At 52.5% G+C, this 22,650-nt stretch carries 19 protein-coding genes; 9 read left to right on the top strand and 10 right to left on the bottom strand.

What is annotated here, in order from left to right:
• Nucleotides 1-13: 13 nt before the first annotated feature.
• The gene (locus tag EHV07_RS11665; protein WP_147198091.1) at nucleotides 14-1,405 is read right to left on the bottom strand and encodes a glycoside hydrolase family 1 protein; all 1,392 of its coding nucleotides are present in this window, start codon (nucleotides 1,403-1,405) and stop codon (nucleotides 14-16) included.
• A 20-nt stretch (nucleotides 1,406-1,425) separates the two neighbouring features.
• Entirely contained in the window at nucleotides 1,426-3,306 is a 1,881-nt protein-coding gene (gene bglF / locus EHV07_RS11660; RefSeq protein ID WP_147198089.1) for a PTS beta-glucoside transporter subunit IIABC, read from the bottom strand.
• 331 nt (nucleotides 3,307-3,637) lie between these two features.
• Between bglF and zntB the strand changes: the two genes are divergently transcribed.
• Nucleotides 3,638-4,621 (top strand): zinc transporter ZntB, encoded by a 984-nt coding sequence (gene zntB, locus EHV07_RS11655; protein WP_147198083.1) that lies wholly within the window; start codon nucleotides 3,638-3,640, stop codon nucleotides 4,619-4,621.
• Between the two features lie 56 nt (nucleotides 4,622-4,677).
• Here zntB and EHV07_RS24520 read toward each other — a convergent pair whose 3' ends face one another.
• Entirely contained in the window at nucleotides 4,678-4,839 is a 162-nt protein-coding gene (locus tag EHV07_RS24520) for a hypothetical protein (RefSeq protein ID WP_168199620.1), read from the bottom strand.
• 60 nt (nucleotides 4,840-4,899) lie between these two features.
• Here EHV07_RS24520 and EHV07_RS24515 point away from each other — a divergent pair, with 60 nt between their 5' ends.
• The 3 genes from EHV07_RS24515 to dbpA all read left to right on the top strand — a co-directional run bounded on the left by EHV07_RS24515 (nucleotide 4,900) and on the right by dbpA (nucleotide 7,690).
• Nucleotides 4,900-5,052, top strand: coding sequence for a hypothetical protein (locus EHV07_RS24515; protein ID WP_168199569.1), 153 nt, complete (start codon nucleotides 4,900-4,902; stop codon nucleotides 5,050-5,052).
• A 163-nt stretch (nucleotides 5,053-5,215) separates the two neighbouring features.
• Nucleotides 5,216-6,109: a tRNA 2-thiocytidine(32) synthetase TtcA gene (gene ttcA, locus EHV07_RS11650; RefSeq protein WP_147198081.1), complete on the top strand. Its 894-nt coding sequence runs from the start codon at nucleotides 5,216-5,218 to the stop codon at nucleotides 6,107-6,109.
• 201 nt (nucleotides 6,110-6,310) lie between these two features.
• Nucleotides 6,311-7,690, top strand: coding sequence for an ATP-dependent RNA helicase DbpA (gene dbpA / locus EHV07_RS11645; RefSeq protein WP_147198080.1), 1,380 nt, complete (start codon nucleotides 6,311-6,313; stop codon nucleotides 7,688-7,690).
• A 63-nt stretch (nucleotides 7,691-7,753) separates the two neighbouring features.
• Here dbpA and EHV07_RS11640 read toward each other — a convergent pair whose 3' ends face one another.
• Nucleotides 7,754-8,041, bottom strand: a complete 288-nt coding sequence (locus EHV07_RS11640) for a putative quinol monooxygenase (protein ID WP_147198078.1) — start codon at nucleotides 8,039-8,041, stop codon at nucleotides 7,754-7,756.
• Nucleotides 8,042-8,280: 239 nt separating this feature from the next.
• Here EHV07_RS11640 and EHV07_RS11635 point away from each other — a divergent pair, with 239 nt between their 5' ends.
• Entirely contained in the window at nucleotides 8,281-8,550 is a 270-nt protein-coding gene (locus EHV07_RS11635; RefSeq protein WP_147198076.1) for a DUF333 domain-containing protein, read from the top strand.
• Nucleotides 8,551-8,599: 49 nt separating this feature from the next.
• Here the strand turns inward: EHV07_RS11635 and EHV07_RS11630 are convergent, their stop codons facing one another.
• On the bottom strand, nucleotides 8,600-9,598 hold the full coding sequence (locus EHV07_RS11630; RefSeq protein WP_147198074.1) for a 2-hydroxyacid dehydrogenase: 999 nt from the start codon (nucleotides 9,596-9,598) through the stop codon (nucleotides 8,600-8,602).
• Between the two features lie 198 nt (nucleotides 9,599-9,796).
• Here EHV07_RS11630 and EHV07_RS11625 point away from each other — a divergent pair, with 198 nt between their 5' ends.
• Nucleotides 9,797-12,406: a YdbH family protein gene (locus EHV07_RS11625; protein WP_147198072.1), complete on the top strand. Its 2,610-nt coding sequence runs from the start codon at nucleotides 9,797-9,799 to the stop codon at nucleotides 12,404-12,406.
• Nucleotides 12,407-12,601, top strand: coding sequence for a YnbE family lipoprotein (locus EHV07_RS11620; RefSeq protein ID WP_147198070.1), 195 nt, complete (start codon nucleotides 12,407-12,409; stop codon nucleotides 12,599-12,601).
• A 74-nt stretch (nucleotides 12,602-12,675) separates the two neighbouring features.
• Here the strand turns inward: EHV07_RS11620 and EHV07_RS11615 are convergent, their stop codons facing one another.
• Nucleotides 12,676-13,281, bottom strand: a complete 606-nt coding sequence (locus EHV07_RS11615; protein WP_147198068.1) for an FMN-dependent NADH-azoreductase — start codon at nucleotides 13,279-13,281, stop codon at nucleotides 12,676-12,678.
• A gap of 682 nt (nucleotides 13,282-13,963) precedes the next feature.
• Entirely contained in the window at nucleotides 13,964-14,413 is a 450-nt protein-coding gene (locus EHV07_RS11610; RefSeq protein ID WP_147198066.1) for a hypothetical protein, read from the bottom strand.
• A gap of 427 nt (nucleotides 14,414-14,840) precedes the next feature.
• Between EHV07_RS11610 and EHV07_RS11605 the strand changes: the two genes are divergently transcribed.
• Nucleotides 14,841-15,017 carry a DNA methyltransferase gene (locus tag EHV07_RS11605; RefSeq protein WP_168199619.1) on the top strand — a complete coding sequence of 59 codons (177 nt, stop codon included), beginning with the start codon at nucleotides 14,841-14,843 and terminating at the stop codon, nucleotides 15,015-15,017.
• Nucleotides 15,018-15,345: 328 nt separating this feature from the next.
• Nucleotides 15,346-19,242, top strand: a complete 3,897-nt coding sequence (gene hrpA, locus EHV07_RS11600) for an ATP-dependent RNA helicase HrpA (protein ID WP_147198062.1) — start codon at nucleotides 15,346-15,348, stop codon at nucleotides 19,240-19,242.
• Between the two features lie 126 nt (nucleotides 19,243-19,368).
• Here the strand turns inward: hrpA and EHV07_RS11595 are convergent, their stop codons facing one another.
• The 3 genes from EHV07_RS11595 to EHV07_RS11585 all read right to left on the bottom strand — a co-directional run bounded on the left by EHV07_RS11595 (nucleotide 19,369) and on the right by EHV07_RS11585 (nucleotide 22,637).
• Nucleotides 19,369-20,178 (bottom strand): serine protease, encoded by an 810-nt coding sequence (locus tag EHV07_RS11595; RefSeq protein ID WP_147198060.1) that lies wholly within the window; start codon nucleotides 20,176-20,178, stop codon nucleotides 19,369-19,371.
• Between the two features lie 282 nt (nucleotides 20,179-20,460).
• Nucleotides 20,461-20,967 carry an acid resistance repetitive basic protein Asr gene (asr, locus tag EHV07_RS11590; protein WP_147198059.1) on the bottom strand — a complete coding sequence of 169 codons (507 nt, stop codon included), beginning with the start codon at nucleotides 20,965-20,967 and terminating at the stop codon, nucleotides 20,461-20,463.
• A 179-nt stretch (nucleotides 20,968-21,146) separates the two neighbouring features.
• Nucleotides 21,147-22,637, bottom strand: a complete 1,491-nt coding sequence (locus tag EHV07_RS11585) for a carboxypeptidase M32 (RefSeq protein ID WP_147198057.1) — start codon at nucleotides 22,635-22,637, stop codon at nucleotides 21,147-21,149.
• Between the last annotated feature and the right edge of the window lie 13 nt (nucleotides 22,638-22,650).

Here is a 22,650-nt window from a genome sequence, read left to right as displayed (position 1 = left end):
TGCCGTGAAAACACTATTTCAGTGACTCGCCCTGGCTTTTAATGACTTCCTGATACCAGTAAAAGCTTTTTTTTCTTTTACGTTCGAGCGTACCGTTACCGTCGTCATCACGATCGACATAAATAAATCCGTAACGTTTAGACAGCTGGGCTTTTGAGGCGCTAACCAGGTCTATGGGGCCCCAGCTGGTATATCCCCAAACCTCCACGCCATCCTCAATAGCTTCGCGGACCTGAACCAGGTGGTCATTAAGGTAGGCGATGCGGTAATGATCGTTAATGCTGCCGCAGGCTTCCTGTTTATCAAGCGCGCCAAGGCCGTTTTCGACGATAAACAGCGGTTTTTCGTAGCGGTCATAAAGGGTGTTCATCAGCAGCCGCAAGCCCTGCGGGTCAATCTGCCAGCCCCATTCAGAGGCGGGCAGATGCGGGTTTGGCACCATATCCAGAATATTACCGCGCAGCCGATCCTGATTTTCTTTAGCGGTGGCGCAGCCCGTCATGTAGTAGCTGAAGGAGATATAATCGACCGGTTCCCGGAGATCGATTTTATCTTCAGCATCGATCGCAAGCGTGATGCCCTGTTCTTTAAAAAAGCGTTTCATGTAAGCGGGATAGTAGCCGCGTACCTGCACGTCGCCAAAAAACAGCCACTCACGATTTTTTTGCAGCGTTTCCAGCATGTCAGCCGGACGACAGCTGAGCGGATAAAGCAGGCCGCCCAACAGCATATTGCCAATTTTCCCATTGGGGACAATTTCATGACAGGCCTTGACCGCTCGCGCGCTGGCGACCAGCTGATGATGGATAGCCTGATAGACAGCCTGTTTGTCACTCTCTTCGGGTAGACCCACGCCGGTAAAAGGGGCATGCAATGACATGTTGATTTCATTAAAGGTCAGCCAGTATTTAACCCGGTCTTTGTAGCGCTGGAATACCGTTCGGGCATAGTGCTCAAAAAAGCCAATGGTTTTGCGGTTGCCCCAGCCACCATAATTTTTAATCAGTCCGTAAGGCATTTCATAGTGCGAAAGGGTCACCATCGGGGCAATATTGTATTTTGCCATTTCGGCAAACAGACGATCGTAAAATGCCAGGCCCGCTTCGTTTGGCTGGCTTTCGTCGCCCTGCGGGAAAATACGCGTCCAGGCGATGGAAATACGCAGCACGGTGAACCCCATTTCCGCAAATAGCTTAATATCCTGCGGATAGCGATGATAAAAATCGATGGCAACATCTTTAATACTGAAATCACCCGGCTTGCGCTCAACGCGCTTGCCAAAAATACCTTCGGGTTGTAAATCGGAGGTCGACAGGCCTTTTCCTTCTTCCTGCCAGGCACCTTCAACCTGATTGGCGGCTATCGCACCGCCCCATAGAAACGTGTCCGGAAAACGTGTGGTCATCTGCAACTCCTTGTTAGCGGTTAAACGATCAGGCTTAGTAAGGGCATATTTTCTGCGGTTTCTTGCTGCGAATTAACGGGAAGCACGTCCAGATAATCATCACTGTTAGTAATAACGATCGGCGTGGTCAGTTCATAACCGGCCTGATGAAGGGCGGCGATATCAAATTCAATCAACAGATCGCCGCAGCATACCGGTTGATCCTGTTTGACGTGGACAGTGAAGTGTTTGCCATCGAGCTTGACGGTATCCAATCCTACGTGGATTAAAAGTTCTACGCCCTCATGGCTAAGTAAGCCAATAGCGTGGCCGGTGCGGAAAAGTGACGCCACGCTCCCGTTAACCGGCGACAAGACCCGCCCCTGGCTGGGGACGATGCCGACGCCTTTGCCTAACAGCCCGCTGGCAAAGGTTTCATCCGGCACTTCGCTCAAAGACACCACTTTGCCGGCTATCGGACTGCTGATTGATAAGGTGCGGAGGAGGGCATCTGTTGGCATACCCCGTGGCGTGACGAGTGAAGGGGAACCCGCCTGCGGTGCTGTTTTGCTTAGCCCAAAGAAGTAAGTGCTGAGAGCCGCAAAAACCAGCGCCAGCGCCGAGCCAGCAATAAGTGCGTAAACAGTTGCATCAATGCCCGCTTTGGGGACACTCTGGAAAACGCTAAAAATACTGGCAAGGCCGAATGAAAAGACTTTTGTCTGGTAAAAGCCAGTGAGGGCAGCGCCCAGTGCGCCGCCGATACAGCCAAAAATAAATGGGCGACGCTTTGGCAACGTTACGCCGTAAACGGCCGGTTCGGTGACGCCAAAAAGGCTCGCGCTAAATGCTGACGCCGCGATGCCTTTCAATTTTGCATCACGCGTACGCAGCATCACTCCTAATGTCGCACCCGCCTGGCCCATTACTGCCGCAAGTAGCAGAGGCAGCATAGTATCCTGGCCATGAATACTGAGATTGTTGATCATTAGCGGCACCAAACCCCAATGCAGCCCGAAAATCACCAATACCTGCCAGAAACCGCCGAGAAACAGTCCCGCCACCAGCGGGCTCAGACCGTAAATCAACACGTAGCCGTTGGCCAGCAGGCGACTAAGCCAGGTGGCAAGTGGACCAATCAGCAGAAAGCTCAGTGGGATAACCACTATCAGGCAGATTAACGGCGTGGCAAAGTTTCTTATCGCGCCTGGCATGCGTGGGTTAATGGTCCGCTCGATCAGGCAGGAAGTCCAGGCGGCAAAAATAATCGGGATTACGGAAGACGCGTAATTCAGCAGCACCACCGGCACGCCAAAAAAACGCATCGGTGCCAGGCCTGTCTGTTCCTGAACAAAGGCTTCCAGCATGACTGGATGAATCAGGGCGGCACCGATCGCCATGCAAATAAAGGGATTGCCGCCAAACTTTTTGCCGGCACAGTACCCCAGCACGACCGGGAAGAAATAGAACAGCGCATCGCTGGCGACGAATAAAATTTTGTATCCGCCGCTCTGCTCGGTTAACAGACCGGTCGCCAGCGCCAGTGCCAGCAACCCTTTTAAAACACCGGAAGCGGCCATAACGCCAAGAAAAGGGGTAAAAATCCCGGAAACGATATCAATAAAACGGGCAAACAGCGTTTGTTTTTCCTGTGTTTCCGTCGTGGAGTCGCCTTCGCTTACGCCTTCGTTTAATAACGCCTGCCAGACCTCGCTAACGTGATTGCCGATGACGACCTGATACTGACCGCCGCTCTCGACAACGGTAATAATGCCGGGGTTCTGCTTCAGATGTTGAGTGTCTGCTTTTGCCGCTGTTTTTAGTTTGAAGCGCAGACGTGTGGCGCAGTGAACCAGAGACTGAACGTTTTCCCTGCCGCCCACGCCTCGTAAAATCTGTTGGGCCAGCTGCTGATATTCCATAATGAGGCTCCTGAAACGGGTGTCGCGGTATATTGCTGAATAAAAAGCAAAAAAAAACCTAAACCGCTTATCAGTGCCGGTATGGCACACTAAGCGGTTTAGGTTTTGCCTGATTGAACAGTCACAATCCTGTTTAGCTGACGGGATATTTCCCTGGCTGCGCGAAAATAACAAGTAATGGATAACGGTACGTGCCCGATCCGTGAACCCGATCGGATTTTATGTCCCGGTTGCGCTTTTTTTCAGCATTCGCAAGTGAGAAGGGTGTTTTGCATCAGCAGTCGGTCAGGCTAGACTGTATCTCATTGAAATAAAGAAACGTGGAGCGGCTGTGGACGTCATAGAAGGTAAAGCTTTACAGGTGTCAGATGCCATCATTTCCTGCCAGCTGGATGGCAAAGGCGGGTTGATTCCCATTGATGATAAAGACGTGATTAATTGTGACCAGCCGTGCTGGCTGCATCTCAACTATACCCACCGTGAAAGCGCGGACTGGCTGATGTCAACGCCGCTGATCCCTGATGCGGTGCGGGATGCATTAGGGGGCGACAGTATGCGCCCACGTGTGAATCGGTTGGGTGATGGAACCATGATCACCTTGCGCAGCGTCAATCTCAACAGCGAGTCGCGTCCCGATCAGCTGGTGGTTATTCGGGTATTTATTAACGATAAGCTGATTGTGTCGACCCGGCAGCGCAAGGTTTTTGCCATCGACGAAGTGCTGACTGACTTACAAAACGGTAATGGGCCGGTTAATGGCGGAAGCTGGCTGGTTGAAGTGTGCGATGCGCTGAATGATCACACCAGCGAGTTCATTGAAGAATTACACGACAAAATAATTGAGCTGGAAGATGCCGTTGTCGAGCAGCAGGTTCCGCCACGAGGCGAGCTGGCGCTTATTCGTAAACAGCTGATCATCATGCGTCGTTACATGGCGCCGCAGCGTGACGTGTTTTCGCGAATTGCCAGCGAGCGGCTGCCGTGGATGAGCGATGACGACCGTCGCCGGATGCAGGATATTTCTGACCGGCTCGGGCGTGGCCTGGACGATTTGGACGCCAGCGTAGCCCGCACCGCCGTGCTGGCGGATGAAATTAGTACGGTGATGGCAGAAGCGATGAACCGCAGAACCTATACCATGTCGCTTCTGGCGATGGTATTTTTGCCAACAACCTTCCTCACCGGACTGTTTGGCGTGAATTTGGGCGGTATTCCGGGCGGCAACTGGCATTATGGGTTCAGTACGTTTTGCCTGTTGTTAGTGGTACTGGTGATGGGCGTTGCCTGGTGGTTACATCGACGTAAATGGCTGTAAAAGCGGACGGCGCAGAGGGACGAAAGGCGGAAAAGGGGGATTAAAGCTGATCGACATCAATAAAATCCCTGCTCACCTAAGGCAAACTCTCTTTCGCAGGTGAATGCAACGTCAAGCGATGGGCGTTGCGCTCCATATTGTCTTACTTCCTTTTTTGAATTATTGCATAGCACATTTAATTCATACAGGCCGGCGCAAGCCGGCTTTTTTTTGCGCATTTGCCAGCGCTCCGTGACGTGCCTATGCTTATAATTCCTGTCACGTCTGAGGAGGAAGAGATGTCATATAGCACAATGGAAAATCCACGCGCATCTGACCCGGTCCCAACAGACCCCGTTCCGATTCCCGAACCTATCCCGACGCCCCAGCCCATGCCCGATCCGCCACCGGATGTCCCGGATCCGATTACCGATCCACCGCTGCATATGTAAGTAAAGGCTGGCCGGTTGACGTCATACTGTGAACCGGCCCCGGATCCGCATCCGGCTACCCAGTGATATTCCCACCTTTCCGAAAAACCCGTATAATCCGCGCCAACTTAGTGCCTAACCAGGAAATCTACAGCCGGTTTTATCGGTCGTTGTGAAATTAGCTATGAATCAAACCGATACAAGAAAAGAATCGCTTGAGTTCAACAAACTCCAGAAGCGCCTCAGAAGAAACGTTGGCAACGCCATCATCGACTACAACATGATTGAAGAAAATGATGTGGTTATGGCCTGCATGAGCGGCGGCAAAGATTCATTTGCAATGTTAGATATCCTGTTGAATTTGCAGAAAGTTGCGCCCATCAAGTTTGATGTGGTGGCGGTTAATCTCGATCAGAAACAGCCCGGTTTCCCGGAACACATTCTGCCAGACTATTTTGAAACGCTGAACATTCCTTATTACATCGTCGATAAGGACACCTATTCAGTGGTGAAAGAGAAGATCCCGGAAGGCAAAACGACCTGTGGATTATGTTCAAGGCTGCGTCGTGGCACGCTTTACTCCTTCGCTGAGCGAATCGGCGCCACTAAAATCGCGCTGGGACACCATCTCGACGATATCGTCGAAACGCTGTTCCTCAATATTTTTCATGGCGCGCGCATGAAGGCGATGCCGCCAAAGCTACGCTCTGACGACGGACGTAACGTGGTGATCAGGCCGCTGACTTACTGCCGTGAAAAAGATTTAATCCGCTATGCGGAGGAGAAAAACTTCCCGATTATCCCGTGCAACCTCTGCGGTTCGCAGGAAAATCTCCAGCGACAGTCAATCAAAGCGATGCTGTCTGAATGGGATAAAAAAGATCCGGGCCGGGTGGAAAGCGTCTTCAAGTCTATCCAGAACGTGAGCCCAAGCCAGCTGGCGGATCGCAATCTGTTCGACTTTGAAAATCTGCCGCTGGATCGTGAAGGCGAGCGGGAAGAATACGCGTTTACGGAAGCAACGGTTTCTTCCACTAACATTGATAAAGCCATGTTTATTGATGTGACAAATATCTGACAGACATTCAGGTGACAATACGGGAATTGATTTAGCTGCAACAGAACAATATTTGGCAATAAGCGTAGTCAGAAGATGATATATGCAGCCACTCTACTCACTTTTTTCAGGCTAAATCAGTTGCTGTTGGTGACGATCGGGGAGGGGTTTTCTGCTACACTCAGCGCCAATCCCTCCTCCGGTTTTTTCAGAGAGTAATTTGTGAGCGCTTTTTCAACCCTGACTTCATTGCCCGCCAGCCAGATCGAGAATCTGAACGAGCTGGGCTACCTTACCATGACCCCGATTCAGGCAGCTTCGCTTCCGGCGATCCTCGAAGGGCGAGACGTTCGTGCGCAGGCTAAAACCGGCAGCGGCAAAACGGCTGCTTTTGGCCTGGGCGTGATGCAGCGTATTGATGCCACCCAATTTGTTACCCAGTCGCTGGTGCTTTGCCCAACGCGTGAGCTGGCGGATCAGGTGACTAAAGAGCTGCGTCGTCTGGCGCGTTTCACTGCCAATATTAAAATTCTGACGCTTTGCGGCGGACAGCCGATGGGCGCTCAGCGCGATTCTCTGGTGCATGCGCCACACATCGTGGTCGGTACGCCGGGACGCATTCTGGATCACCTCAAGCGTGAAACGCTACAGTTGAACAGCCTTACTACCCTGGTGCTGGACGAAGCCGATCGCATGCTGGAAATGGGTTTCCGCGACGACATCGACGCCATTATCGGCCATACGCCATCTGCCCGTCAGACGCTGCTGTTCTCGGCAACCTGGCCGCAGGATATTGCACAAATCAGCCAGCGTATTCAACGCGATCCATTAAGCGTGGAAACGGACGTGGTTTCCGATCTGCCCGTCATTGAACAACGGTTCTATGAAGCAAGCCCGCGTGAAAAACTCACCGCGCTAATTGGCCTGCTAAGCGATCGCCAGCCTCCTTCCTGCGTGGTGTTCTGCAACACCAGGCGCGAATGCGACGATATCGCCGCGGCACTGGAAAACAGTCAGATTAGCGCGCTGGCGCTGCACGGCGATTTAGAACAGCGCGACCGCGATCAGGTGCTCATCCGTTTTGCTAACGGCAGCTGCCGTGTGCTGGTCGCGACAGACGTTGCCGCTCGCGGATTAGATATCAAGTCTCTGGCGATGGTGGTGAACTATCAGCTTTCATTCGATCCGGAAGTGCACGTTCATCGTATCGGGCGTACTGCGCGTGCCGGAGAAGAGGGAACAGCGGTAAGTTTTGTCGCGGCAGATGAAATGATCCGCGCTCACGCGCTGGAAGATTTCTTACAGCAAAAGCTGAGCTGGCACAGCCTGTCAGAACTGAAGTCCGTGGCGGCAAAACCGTTGCCAGCCGCGATGGCGACGCTTAGCCTGGACGGCGGCCGTAAGGCAAAGATTCGCCCGGGAGACATCCTGGGAGCGCTGACTGGCGAAGCGGGACTGAGCGGCGATCTTATCGGCAAAATTGATATCGGGCCGACTCAGGCGTACGTAGCGATTCGTTATGACAGCGTACGTAAGGTGATGAATCAGCTACAGCAGCTGAAAATCAAAGGGAAATCCTGCCGGGCGCGCCTGCTGAAATAAAACAATTAACCCCAGCCAGGCTGGGGTTAGTTTTGCCGTATTGATCACTTATGACGGCACGTTTCAGAACTTAATCACTTCAGGCGGCTGGGCCAGCAGCGGTTCGGCATCGGCCATCAGGGTGAGGAAGTGGGCCTGTTTGCCATGGACATCCACGGCCTGGGCGTCTTTCCAGGTTTCATGAAACAGAAACACGTTGCCATCTTCCACGCTGCGATACAGATCGTAATGCACACAGCCTTCTTCAGCGCGAGCGGGTTTGACGCCAGCATTAAGCACTTTCTTCAGCTCTTCAGCTTTGCCCGCCCTGGCGGTAAATTTCGCCACGATACGCACATGTTTATCGGTCATGCTGTTCTCCTTTACTGTTAATACCTTTGCCGGACATTCACCGGCACTGAAATAGACTTTTCAGTTCGTTGTAAAACTCAATAACTACAGCCTGTTAAAAGAGGGTAAGGAAAAATAAGAGCGGTGGCTATTGCATTCGAATTTTTTTATTTAGTAAATATTCGTGACAGCGCTCGACCCATAAGAATTCATGGCTTATTCTGACCCACGCCCTGTCCATTGATCCCGGAGTTTTTTGAATGAAAGCAGCGACCTTTCTGTTAGCTGGTTGCGCGTTGTTGCTGGCTGGCTGTAGCAGCAATACCGACAACGAACCGCCGCAACAGGCTACCAGCGCGCACGTTCCAAAAGTCATGATGTCCGAACTGGCCGCCAGCACCTGTGCCAGCGCCGGGGGCACGCTGGCGTTATCCCGTCAGCTTGACGGCAGCGCCGTTGGGATGTGCCAGCTGGCTAATGGTCGACGCTGCGGTGAAAATGCCCTCGCCAGCGGCACCTGCGCCCGCTAGCTTTCCGGCAATGAAATGATTGGGCGGGCTCTGCCCAGCGGCCCCTAAGTCAGCTCTGAGCGGTAAGCTCATTGTCACAAGGCTGATTTTTTTCCAGCTGCTTCAGGTTTTCCAGCGTCGTTTTCGCGATGCTGGTCAGCGCTTCCGCCGTCAGAAAAGCCTGATGTCCGGTAAACAGGACGTTATGGCAGGCAGAGAGCCGGCGGAAAACATCATCCTGAATAACGTCATTAGATTTATCCTCAAAGAACAGGTCGCGTTCGTTTTCGTACACGTCCATCCCCAGCGAGCCGATTTTTTGCAGTTTTAAGGCATCAATCGCCGCCTGTGAATCAATCAGCCCACCACGGCTGGTATTAATAATCATCACGCCATCTTTCATTTGCTGAAACGCCGCCATATTCAGCAGGTGGTTATTTTCCGGCGTCAGCGGGCAGTGCAGGGAAATGACATCCGATTCACGGAACAGGGTTTTGATATCAACATATTCTGCGCCCAGCTCCAGCGCCTGAGGATTTGGATAGGGATCAAAGGCTAACAGGCGCATGCCAAAGCCTTTTAGAATACGTAAAGTCGCGAGGCCGATTTTTCCCGTACCAATAATTCCTGCGGTACGGCCATGCATATTAAAGCCAATCAGCCCTTCCAGAGAGAAATTGGCGTCACGGGTTCGCTGATAAGCGCGATGGATCCGCCGGTTAAGCGTCATCATCATGCCGACAGCATGCTCGGCTACCGCTTCCGGCGAGTAGGCCGGGACGCGTACGACTTTTAGCCCCAGCTCTTTCGCTGCATCAAGATCGACGTTATTGAAGCCCGCACAGCGTAGCGCAATAAATGTGATCCCTAATGCAGCCAGCTCTTCCAGCACGGCCCGGCTGCCATCGTCATTAACAAAAATACAGACGCCCGTACAGCCGGTAGCCGTTTTAGCCGTACGTTCGGTCAGCAGAAAATCGAAAAACTCCAGTTCAAAACCATAGCTTTCGTTCACCTGCTCAAAGTATTTCCGGTCATACTGCTTGGTACTGTAAACCGCGAGTTTCATGCTTTCTCTCCTGTGACCGTAAAGAAAATATAACCAGACTCAAGGTTAATAATAGTTCTCATTAAGCCGTGGAAGCCGGGTTTATGCCAGAAAAATTAATGCTTAACGCATGAATTTCAGGTTAAAAACTTCTCCCGCCGCGCGTAACGTGACATCATTTACCCTGATGATATTCACGGATGGGGCGGATTAACGGTCATGAGCCGGGGCGGAAAAGGGCTGATTGCAGCGCTGTTGATTTTGATGCTACCGGTGGTGGCCTTTTTTAACCTGAGCTGGTGGCTTCCCCGACTGGCGGGTTTTTGGCTGCCTGCCACAACAACGCTCTCCCTGGAGGGCCGCCCGGTGTGGGAAACAGCAGGGCTTCAGCTGCCCGCTATCCACTACCGGGTAAAAGATTGCGAGCTGGCTGCCGTAAACAAGCCGGTATTGAGTCATAAAGCGGGCCGCTGGCTGTTACATGCCCGCCAGGTCGAGATCAACAGTGCCTGTTTCAGCCAGTTGCCTGCCACGCCTTCACAGCCAACAGCACCGCGTTCCCTGGCTGAATGGCAGGCGATGCTGCCCAAAGCGACCGTCACTGTCGATCGGCTGCTTGTTAGCCCCTGGCAAACCTGGGCGGGATCCCTGACGCTTAACGTTGATGATCGGCAGCGAATAACCTATCGGGGAAAATCCCTGTCACTTGAGGCGGAATTACAGGGGCAGCAGCTCAATTTGCACTCGCTAACGCTAACGGCTGCTGCGCTCATGCAGCCTGTGAACCTGAGCGGAACCCTGATGCTGCCTGAGATTCCTGACACGCTTCCCGCCAGCGGCATTTTGAGCGCTGATTTGGCTTTGCAGCAGATCCCCACACCCTTAAAAGCCACGCTGCGCTGGCAGCAGGATCGAGGGGAACTGATGCTAAAGCCGACCGATGAGACGGAACCGCTGGCATTGCTGCCGTGGCAGGTTTCTGCGGATAAAATCACCCTGGATCAGGGGAGATGGCGCTGGCCGTACGCCGCACAGCCGGTCTCGGGCGGCATCACGCTGGCATTACAGCACTGGCAGAAAGGGCTGTCAGCGACTGAGATTACCGGTCGGCTGAACGTCCTGACCCAGGGGCGCGGCGGAAAGGGGAACGTGGTGTTAACGCTGGGGCCTGGCCGCCTGGACTGGACCGACAGCGAGCTGCCGTTTCGCCTGACCGGTGAAAGCAAACTAGCCCGACTGCTCTTCTTTGCCGGCATACCGGGCAGCGTGCAGGGGCCGCTGCTCGATCCCCTCTTGCATATCAAACCCGGTGCGCTTTTACGGATGCGCGGACGTATGCTCTCTACGCTGGAAGTGGATGAAGCCCGCTGGCCGCTCTCCGGTATCAAAGTCTCTTCTGCCGGCATTGACGGGCGGCTCCAGGCAATTCTTTCCGCGCACGACCCACAGAGGGGCCAGTTCCGCCTGCATCTGGATGGCCGGGCCAGCGATTTTTGGCCGGATAAAGGTGAATGGCGCTGGCGTTACTGGGGGAAAGGGGTACTGGCGCCGCTGGCGGCAGCCTGGGATGTGAAAGGTCAGGGACGCTGGCAGGACCAGCTGATTGAGCTGGCGTCACTGTCAACCGGCTTTAATCACATCAATTACGGCAGCGTTAACGTTCAGGATCCAAGGCTAACCCTGACCGCGCCGGTACGCTGGCAGCGCAATGAACAGCATCCTGCATTCACCGGAAAGTTTCGCCTGGAGGCGCAGCAAACCCACTTCAGCAACGGCGCGTATCTGATGCCAGCCACGCTACTGATTGCCGTAAAAGGTGTCGATCCTTCCGCTTTTCAGTTCACTGGCGATCTGGACGCACCGCCAACCGGCCCGATAAAAGTACGCGGCCGGTGGGATGGGGAACGCCTGCGTGGTCAGGCGTGGTGGCCTCAACAGGATCTCACCGCGTTTCAGTCGCTGCTAAGTGAAGATTTAAAAATGAAAATTCAGCACGGAACGCTGAAAGCCCAGGTGGCGTTTTCGGCAGCCAGTGAAGGATTTACCGCAGGCGGTCACTGGGTGGTGAACAGCGGCAGCCTGTGGATGCCGGATAACAGTATTAACGGGATCAATTTTTCGCTGCCGTTCAGGTTTAAAGACCACCAGTGGTATTTCGGCGCCAAAGGGCCGGTATCGCTGCGTATTGCGGAGGTCAAAAACCAGTTCTCCCTGCATAATATCACCGCCGATTTACAGGGCTGGTATCCATGGAACGCTCGTCAGCCGCTGCGTTTAACGAACGTTAGCGTCGATGTGTTGGGTGGGCAGATGACGCTTGTCAGCCTGCAAATGCCGCAGCGGGAAGCGGCGACGTTGCGCCTGAAAAACATCAGTATGAGCGAGTTGGTAACGGCAATAAAACCGAAGCAGATCGCTATGTCTGGCCATGTCAATGCGGCGCTGCCGCTGTGGCTGGACAATCCGCACTGGCTGGTCGAAGGCGGCTGGATCGCCAATAATGGTCCGCTGACCGTTCGGCTGGATAAGGATTTTGCCGACACGCTTGCGGCCAATAATATTGCCGCCGGCGCAGCAATGGACTGGCTGCGTTATATGGAGATTTCCCGCAGCTGGGCCACGCTTGATATGACCCGTTCAGGGCAGATGAACCTGAAGGCGCAGGTCAATGGCACCAGTCGTTTCAGTGATAAAAACCAGCGTGTTTCACTGAACTATACGCAGCAGGAAAATCTTTTCCAGCTCTGGCGCAGCCTGCGTTACGGCGATAATTTGCAATCATGGCTGGAGCAGCACGCCACTCTGCCATCGCAACAAGGAAAACACTGAATGAAATGCATTCTGCTGATGCCGGTCGGCGTACTGCTGCTAAGCGGCTGCGTTCCGCGTATTGAAGTGGCGGCGCCGAAAGAGCCGATTACCATCAACATGAACGTCAAAATCGAGCACGACATTCGAATTAAAGCGGATGACGATGTAAAAACGCTGTTAAAAAATCAGGACAACCTGCAAAAAACCCCCTGACAGCAGGGCTGGCAGAGGGTTCGGTCTTCATCTCAGGTTAACTGCCTGAAGCAGGCACCCGGAACGGAAAAATCTCAGGCAGCAACGATCTGCTTCAGCGCTTCTTTTGCATCGTTAGCCGCTTTGGTCGCTACTTCTGGCCCATAGGCGATGCCTTCAGCGAAGACGAACTCAACGTCGCTCATGCCCAGGAAGCCCAGGAACAGCTTCAGGTAAGGGGTCAGCAGATCGCTTGGGGTATCTTTGTGGATGCCGCCACGGCTGGAAATGACCACCACTTTTTTACCGGTGATCAGGCCTTCCGGGCCGTTTTCGCTGTAACGGAACGTCACGCCAGCGCGGGCAACCAGGTCGAAATAGTTTTTCAGCTGGGTAGGGATATTGAAATTATACATCGGCGCAGTGATCACTACGGTATCAGCAGCCTGAATTTCAGCAATCAGCTCATTCGACAGATCCAACGCTTCCTGCTGACGTGGAGTCAGGGTTGCATCAGAAGGGCGCAGCGCGCCAACCAGCTCGCCGTCCAGTACCGGGATTGGATTGGCGGCCAGGTCGCGAACGACAATATCATCGCTGCCATGAGCGGTTTTCCACTCTGCAATAAAGTGGTCAGCCAGCTGGTTGGACTGAGAATAACCGGCGAGAATACTGGATTTCAGAACTAAAACTTTGCTCATGATAATTTCCTGTGCGTTACGCGGAAGGGCTTCCGCTCAATGCTTTACACTTTATGGGTAAACATCTCTCAGTGATAGTGCAATATTCTGAGGCCGATGTTCGAATTTACTGAACAAGCTTACCCGGTTAGGGGCGGAACTAAGTGTTTGTCTGTGCTGAAACTCATAATAAATTATGTAACGAAACCAGGACCGCTTAATGAGGCCGGGTGTATGCCTCTTACCGCCGGTCTGTCAGAGGTTCCTTTCGTGACCGTTGGGACAGGTTTTGAGCAATTCTGCCCGTTTGCCCCCCGAAAACAATTATATTTGCTCGGGCTCACGGTATAGATGCACTTAACGATAAATGGCGCAGACTCGTCTATAACGTACCGTTGAATCCGCGGACGATGCGCTTTAACGTGTCCACTGTCAGTGCTTATGCCGCGCGAAAATCTGGGGCCGTAACGGGAAATCATTTTTTTGCAAAAGCCGATCGCTAAATGTGAGAAAGAGGGAAATTATGCTGATGCGGAATTTTACTATTTAGATTAAAGGGAACTATAAGAAGCGTTTAACATCGTCTTAATATTAACGCACGGTGACTTATTGTTTTATTCAGAAAGCATCTGTCTGGTTAAGTCCCGAATTACTTATTCAGGACTTTTTATTTCATATTTGTTGGTAAAAAATGAGTCAAAGGTTATTTGGCCTGTACAGTTCCTTTAAACTCGGAACCTGCGCCTAATGAAAGACCAACGACCATAAGATACTGCCCTGACTCGCTCACAACTTCATCAACTTTTCTGGTCTTTCCATAAGCTGGGGCGCCTTTGAGTGTATCTCCATTGTAGTAATTAGCTGGATCTTCGTCTTGCGGATTACCGCTTCCGTATTTTATGGTTGCACCTGGCTTATAAACAGTTATAGCCGAGTTGCCGTTGTTATCCTTCAGTTCAACGTGTAAGCGCTGTCCTGATTTTAGCGGAAGATACCAGCATTTTTGCTGGTATCTTAATAAATTACCTTTGAATTCGGCTTGTTGATTGTTAGCGATATGTAACTCAGTGATATTGCTACAGCTGACTTCTGCATGTAACTGTGTTGAAAAAATAGCCGCTACTAACGTTAACAGTACAAATTTTTTAGTCATGATTAACCGGTATAAATGAATGAAAAAGATAGATTCTAAAGTATTGTACGCAATTTCTTATCACTTTCGAGGTGCAAAAGGACGAAATCAGGCCAGGATAGTTCAGCTGATGCCAAAGTATCTGCCCACGATTCTGGCAAAATACCAGATTAATACCTATCTGAGAATCTGCCACTTTCTGGCGCAACTTTGTACGGAAAGTAGAGGGTTTTCATCATTGACCGAGCAGGGCATAAATCCCATTCACAATGCCTATAGCTGATAAAGATGATATTGTCTCAATAACTCACAGAATTAACGGTGACGAAAACGGATTACCCGATCGGCGTGCATTTTTAGCGCGGGTTAAGTTAGCTTTGCACTAAGTATATGCTGTCAACATCCAGGCTGTCTTTCAACAATCGCTTGCGAGAAACCTAATGAGTTTTTGGAAGATGTCATCACGATCCATAGCCGAAAATGTGATGTGATTGCGGATTTCTTCAAGGGATCTGGTTCTATCGCTAAAGCGGCGGTGAGGCAGGGACGCAAAGCAATGGGTATTGAATTTAAAGAAGCTCATTGCGAGCCAGCGAAAAGAGAAATAGTTAAACTGCAAAATTAGTTATGCAGTAGACGTAACGAAAAGTTATCGCTTACGGGATCGGTGATTAATCTTTTTGATAAAAAAGACCTGAGCACAGGGCTTTATTTATCTCACTTTGGTTTGAGAGTTCGCCTGCTATCCATAACCATAGTTTTTCCCACCAACTTAAAGCTGGTTGAATATCATAAAGGTCAAGAGTAACTTTTTCACAGATTCATTTTCCCATTCACCTGCCAGCAATTTTGCTTTAGCCTCAGACTGGCCTGGGCATGTGCTACACTACGCAAAATTTTTTTCATCTGCATTCATTGGCCAGCCTGCTGGCAATTAGCGAGCCTGATACTTTATGTCTGATCTACCCCAATCGCCGCTGACGGCGCTGCAACCTCGCCTCGATGCGCTGATGCTGCGCGATCGTCAGCGTCTGCAAAAACGCCTGTTCGGGGCAAAAAAAGTCAAAAATCCCGCCGCACAGCAGGCGATTGCTGAAGAGCTTAGCGGGGACATTAGCATAGCGGAGCAGCGCGTTGCACAGCGTAAAGCGGCGACGCCCGCTATCCGTTATCCGGAAAACCTGCCGGTTAGCCAGAAAAAGCAGGAGATTGCCGAGGCGATACGCGATCACCAGGTAGTGATAGTCGCGGGTGAAACCGGCTCAGGTAAAACCACTCAGCTACCTAAAATCTGTCTGGAGCTGGGCCGTGGCATCACCGGCCTGATTGGCCACACCCAGCCGCGCCGTCTTGCGGCCAGGACCGTTGCGGATCGCATTGCTGACGAGCTGGAAACATCGCTCGGCGGCTGCATTGGTTACAAGGTACGTTTTAACGATCAGGTCAGTGAAACCACTCAGGTCAAGTTAATGACCGACGGGATTTTGCTGGCGGAAATCCAGCAGGATCGGCTGCTGTTGCAGTACGACACCATCATCATTGATGAGGCGCACGAGCGCAGCCTGAACATCGACTTCCTGCTGGGCTATCTGCGCGAGCTGCTGCCGCGTCGTCCTGATTTGAAAATTATTATTACCTCAGCCACCATCGATCCGCAGCGTTTCTCGCGTCACTTCCATAATGCGCCGGTAATTGAAGTATCAGGCCGGACTTATCCGGTTGAGGTGCGCTATCGTCCCGTTGTTGAAGATGCGGACGATACCGAGCGCGATCAGCTACAGGCCATTTTTGACGCGGTAGATGAACTGGGCCAGGAAAGCCGTGGCGATATCCTGATCTTTATGAGCGGCGAGCGGGAGATCCGTGATACCGCCGATGCGCTGAACCGTCGCGATTTACCGCATACGGAAATCCTGCCGCTGTATGCACGCTTATCGAATGCTGAACAGAACCGGGTATTCCAGTCGCACACGGGCCGCCGTATCGTACTGGCGACCAACGTTGCAGAAACCTCGCTGACCGTTCCCGGTATTAAATATGTTATCGATCCCGGTACGGCGCGCATCAGTCGTTACAGCTTCCGCACCAAGGTACAGCGGTTGCCGATTGAGCCGGTTTCTCAGGCGTCGGCCAATCAGCGTAAAGGCCGCTGTGGACGCGTTTCGGAAGGGATCTGTATCCGTCTCTATTCGGAAGATGATTTTTTGAGTCGTCCGGCGTTTACCGATCCGGAAATTTTGCGTACCAACCTGGCATCGGTCATTCTGCAAATGACCGCACTGGGGCTCGGGGATATCGGTGCCTTTCCTTTTGTGGAGGCGCCTGACAAACGCAATATCCAGGATGGGGTCAAGCTGTTAGAGGAACTGGGCGCGATTACGCTGGATAATCAGCACTATAAACTCACCCCTTCCGGCCGCACGCTGGCCCAGCTGCCGGTCGATCCTCGCCTGGCGAAAATGGTGCTTGAAGCGCAGAAATATGCCTGTACGCGTGAAGTGATGATTATCACCGCTGCGCTTTCTATTCAGGATCCGCGCGAGCGCCCGGTTGAAAAACAGCAGGCTTCTGACGAGAAACACCGACGTTTTGCCGACAAAGACTCCGATTTTCTGTCGTTCGTTAATTTGTGGGACTACCTGCAAGAGCAGCAGAAAGCGCTGTCATCCAGCCAGTTCCGTCGCCTCTGCAAGACCGATTATCTGAACTATTTACGCGTGCGTGAATGGCAGGATATTTATACTCAGCTGCGTCAGGTTGTTCGCGAGCAGGGTATTCCGCTGAACAGCGAACCGGCGGACTTCCGTGGCGTCCATACTGCGTTACTGACCGGTTTACTTTCCCATATTGGACAGAAAGACACGGATAAACAGGAATATACCGGCGCGCGTAATGCCCGTTTCTCCATTTTTCCTGGTTCAGGGCTGTTTAAAAAACCGCCGAAATGGACGATGGTGGCGGCGCTGGTGGAAACCAGCCGCCTTTGGGGACGCATTGCCGCGCGCATTGAACCCGAATGGATTGAGCCGGTCGCCCAGCATCTGATCAAGCGCAGCTACAGCGAGCCGCACTGGGAAAAAGCTCAGGGCGCAGTGATGGCCAGCGAAAAAGTCACGTTATACGGCCTGCCGATTGTTGCGGCACGTAAGGTCAATTACGGTCAGATCGATCCCGTACTGTCGCGTGAACTTTTCATCCGGCATGCGCTGGTGGAAGGCGACTGGCAAACGCGTCACGCTTTCTTCCGCGCCAACCTGAAATTGCGGGAAGAAGTAGAAGAACTGGAGCATAAATCACGCCGTCGCGACATTCTGGTTGATGAAGAAACGCTGTTCAGTTTTTACGACCAGCGCATCCCGCATGATGTGATTTCCGCTCGCCATTTTGACAGCTGGTGGAAAAAAGCCAGCCGTGAACAGCCGGAGCAGCTGAACTTTGCTAAAGAGATGCTGATCAAGCAGGGCGCGGACAACGTCAGCAAGCTGGATTACCCGAACTTCTGGCAGCAGGGCAATCTCAAGTTAAAGCTGAGCTATCAGTTTGAGCCAGGCACCGACGCCGATGGCGTCACGGTGCATATTCCGCTGCCGCTGCTGAATCAGGTCGAAGAGAAAGGTTTTGAATGGCAGATCCCCGGCGTGCGCCGCGAGCTGGTCATTGCACTGATTAAATCGCTGCCGAAGCCGTTACGCCGTCACTTTGTGCCTGCGCCAAACTACGCCGAAGCGTTTCTTGGCCGGGTGAAGCCGCTTGAACAGCCGTTACTGGAAGCTTTGGAGCGCGAGTTCCGTCGAATGAGCGGCGTGACAATAGAGCGTGAGGCCTGGCAGTGGGATCAGGTGCCCGATCATCTGAAAATGACTTTCCGTGTGGTGGATGAAAACAACCGCAAGCTGAGTGAAGGGCGCGATCTGTCGCAACTGAAGCAGGCGCTGAAAGGTAAAGTTCAGGAAACGCTGTCGCAGGTAGCTGACGATGGACTGGAACAGCGCGGGCTGCACATCTGGAGCTTTGGCGATTTGCCAGACCATTTTGAGCAAAAGCGCGGTAACTATAGCGTGAAGGCCTGGCCTGCGCTGGTGGATGAAAAAGAGAGCGTGGCTATTCGCCTGTTCGACTCTCAACACGAGCAGCAAAAGGCGATGTGGCGCGGCCAGCGCAGGCTGTTGCTACTGAATATTCCTTCGCCGGTAAAATACCTGCATGAAAAACTGCCGAACAAAGCCAAACTGGGACTTTATTTCAATCCTTACGGCAAAGTGCTGGAGCTGATCGACGACTGTATTGCCTGCGGCATTGATAAACTGATTGCGGAATATGGTGGCCCGACCTGGCAGGAAGAGAGTTACAACAAGCTGCACGATAAAGTTCGCGCCGAGTTGAATGACACCGTGGTTGAGATTGCTAAAAAAGTGGAGCAAATTCTTACCTCGGTTTTCAATATCAATAAGCGGTTGAAAGGACGCGTTGATATGACCATGGCGCTGGCGTTGTCGGATATTAAGGCGCAGATGAGCGGTCTGGTTTATCGCGGTTTTGTCACGCAAAACGGCTGGAATCGCCTCTCGGATACCTTGCGTTATCTGCACGCTATTGAGCGGCGGCTGGAAAAATTGCCGGTCGATCCGCACAGCGATCGTGCCCGCATGCTGAAGGTGGAAAAAATTCAGCAGGCCTGGAGCAGCTGGTTCAATAAGCTGCCTGCGGTACGCAAGGACGATGAGGATGTCAAAGCCGTTCGCTGGATGATTGAAGAGTTGCGGGTGAGCTACTTCGCGCAGCAGCTCGGTACGCCTTATCCGGTTTCGGAGAAGCGTATTCAGCAGGCGATGGATGAGATCGTGGAATAAGGGACGTTGTTTTTACGTCTTTGTTCCAGTCCCGTGTTCCTCGCGCCAGATCCGGAGCAATAAGTCAAAGGGGAGCATTCGCTCCCCTCTCTTTATTAAAGTACTCATCAGAAACTGACGCGCAGTTTACTCCTGCGCCAGCGCTTCCAGATTATCGCGGAAAGCCGTTACGGCAATGGCGCGATTGTCGGCGAGGTAGCGATCTTTTGGCGCAGGCGCCGAACTTTGCACGGCAATCAGTTGCCAGGCATTATCCACCTTCAACAACAGCGGAGAACCGCTGTCGCCGGGCAGCGTATCGCACTGGTGAGACAGCACGCCTTTCTGTGCCCAACCGGTAATCAGGCAATCGGAATGGGAGTAGAGCGTATCGAGATGATCCAGCGGATAACCCGCCTGAGTCACCCGACGCTGCTCCTCTTTTAACGCAGCGGTCAAATCGCCACGGCTACCAGCAAATAAAGGCACCGGCGTGATGCCGGACGGTGGGTTATGCAAAATCACCAGGCCATAATCGTAGGGTGCCGCAGAAGCAGGAACTATCCAGCCGTCGCCGTCAGCTTTAAGCTTTTTCCCCAGGGCAGGATCGACGCGGGTTTCAATATCGTGGATCTCATAACGCCAGTCACCAGCCGTAGTAGCGATAAAGCGTAGCGCAATGACTTTGTCGATTTTTCCGGGAGGCGTGAGCAGGCAGTGTCCGGCGGTTAACGCCAGATGAGAAGAGATCAGGGTGGCAGTGCACAGATTACCGCTGGCGGTTTCCAGTTGACCTATGGCTTCCCAGGGCTGGGCGGTTGTGTCTGCCACGGCCTTGCGGTCATCTTTGCCGAAGAACAGGGTTTTCGTCTCTTGTTCGCTTTGAACGTCGTCATCAGCATGGGTATAAAACGATAAGGCTAAACACCCCATTAAAAAAACAGCTGTCAGGCGCATATCTCTCTCAACATGGAGAATTATTAGGAATTATCACGACCATACGGTGACAATAACTATAGACGGATAGTGATTAAAAAGGGAGTTTAATTTGAAATATCAGCAAGCTAGGAAACTACAGGTAGAAGCTGGCAGCAATGATGCCGCAAAGGATCATAAAACCCAGGATAATTTCGAATAAATAGCGACGCACCATCATCCGCAACTCCAGAAAAAAACACCCGGTTAAACCGGGTGTTGTAGTGAGAGTCCTTCAGGATTCGATCCTGCTTAACGTCGGTCTCAAGCTTTTTTAGCGGCTTTCTTGTGGTGTACTTTTTTCGCAGCCTGGGCTTTCTGAGCGACTGGCTTAGCGGCTTTCTTGTGGTGTACTTTTTTCGCAGCCTGCGCTTTCTGAGCGACTGGCTTAGCGGCTTTCTTGTGGTGTACTTTTTTCGCAGCCTGCGCTTTCTGAGCTACCGGCTTAGCGGCTTTCTTATGGTGCACTTTTTTCGCAGCCTGTGCTTTCTGAGCGACTGGCTTAGCGGCTTTCTTATGGTGCACTTTTTTCGCAGCCTGTGCTTTCTGAGCAACTGGCTTCTTAGCGGCTTTCTTGTGTTTCTTAGCGGCCTGAGCTTTCTGTGCGGCAGCTTTTTTATGCTTTTTAACGTGCTTAGTATCATGAGCTGGCGCTGCAGTCGTTGTAGAAGCCGTTGGAGCGGTAGCTGGAGCAGCAGTGGTTTCAGCAGCGAAAGCAACTGAAGACATACCCATAGCAGCGGCTACAACCAGAGCAAATAATTTTTTCATTGCAAAACCCTCGTTTATTTTATTTCAAAGTTCAGCCCACTGCGGGGCCGGTGAAGAGAATATAAGGGATTGCGATGAGCGCTTCCGTGAGTGATTGGTATCGCTGTGTTACCGAATGTACAAAGCGGGTAGGAAGGGGAAGAGTACGCCCGGCAGCTAAAGGCCGGGCGGGGACTGTATCAGTGACCGTTCAGATAACGATTTTCCAGATGTTGTTTAAAATACAACGGGTTGAGATCTTCACCGCTGGCATTTTCAATCAGCGTACGGGTACTGAAACGGCTGCCATGCTGCCAGATATTTTGCTGTAGCCAGTCAAATACCGGTTGCAGATTGCCTTCACGCAGGTAGTCATTCACCTGTGGCAACGCTTTTTTCACGCTCTGGAACAGCTGCGCGGCGTACATCGCACCCAGCGTGTAGGTTGGAAAATAGCCAAAAGCGCCGTCCGTCCAGTGGATATCCTGCATGCAGCCATCGCGATAGTTGCCGGTGGTATCCAGACCCAGCAGAGATTGCATCTTTTCCTGCCACAGTGCAGGAATGTCATCGACCTCAATATCACCCTCGATCAGCGCTCGTTCGATCTCATAGCGCAGAATAATATGCGCAGGATAGCTGACTTCATCTGCGTCGACGCGGATCAGACCCGGTTTAACACGCTGGTTAAGCGCAATAAAATTACCTTCTTCCAGCCCCGGCCGATCGCCCATCAGCTGTTTGACCTGCGGCAGGATCAGGCTGAGAAATTCGGCGCTGCGTCCCAGCTGTTTTTCAAAGAACAGGCTTTGCGATTCATGAATCGCCGTTGAGCGAGCCAGAGCGACGGGTTGACCAGCCCACTGCTTCGGCAAATTCTGCTCGTAATTAGCGTGGCCAGTTTCATGGATCACCCCCATCATCGCGCTGATAAACTCGTTTTCATTGTAGCGCGTGGTAATGCGGACATCCTCAGGAACACCGCCACAGAAAGGGTGTGCGCTGACGTCCAGGCGGCCTGCGTTAAAATCAAAGTTCAGCAGCTTCATCAGCGCGTGGCCGAGCTGTTTTTGCGATTCAACGGCGAACGGCCCGACGGGTACTTCAACTTGCTGCCGTGCCTGTTTTTCAACAATGCGGCTCAGCAGGGAAGGCAGCCACTCTTTAATATCGCCGAAGGTTTTATCCAGGCGGGCGCTGGTCATGCCGGGTTCAAAAATATCCAGCAGCGCGTCGTAGCGGGAGCAGCCGTTCGCCTGAGCACGAATTTCCGCTTCTTCGCGACTAAGCCTGACCACCTCTTTCAGATTGGTGGCAAAACCCTGCCAGTCGTTAGCCGGACGCTGCTGGCGCCAGGCATGTTCGCAACGCGTACCGGCAACGGATTTGGCTTCGACCAGCGAAGCGGGCAGCAGAGCGGCCTGCTGCCAGGCGCGGTGCATTTCAGCCAGGTTAGCGCGCTCCACGTCATTTAGCGAGGCGTCGGACGCTTCCTTCAACCACTGTTCCACCTTCTTGTCCGTCAGAATTTCATGCTGCAACACGCTCAGTTCAGCCAGCGCGGCGCCGCGGGCGCTGCTGCCGGCAGGTGGCATCATGGTCATCATATCCCAGCCGGTGATGGCCGACAGGTGACTGAAGCGGGAGAGTCGGGTAAATGTCTTCGTCAGATTAGCGTAGGCAGATGACATAGCGATCCTTGAT

Origin of the sequence: Pantoea sp. CCBC3-3-1 (assembly GCF_007981265.1) — a bacterium.
Taxonomy (GTDB): Bacteria; Pseudomonadota; Gammaproteobacteria; order Enterobacterales; family Enterobacteriaceae; genus Erwinia.
Note: the sequence above shows the minus strand (reverse complement) of the source record. Positions and strands in the feature narration are given on the sequence as shown.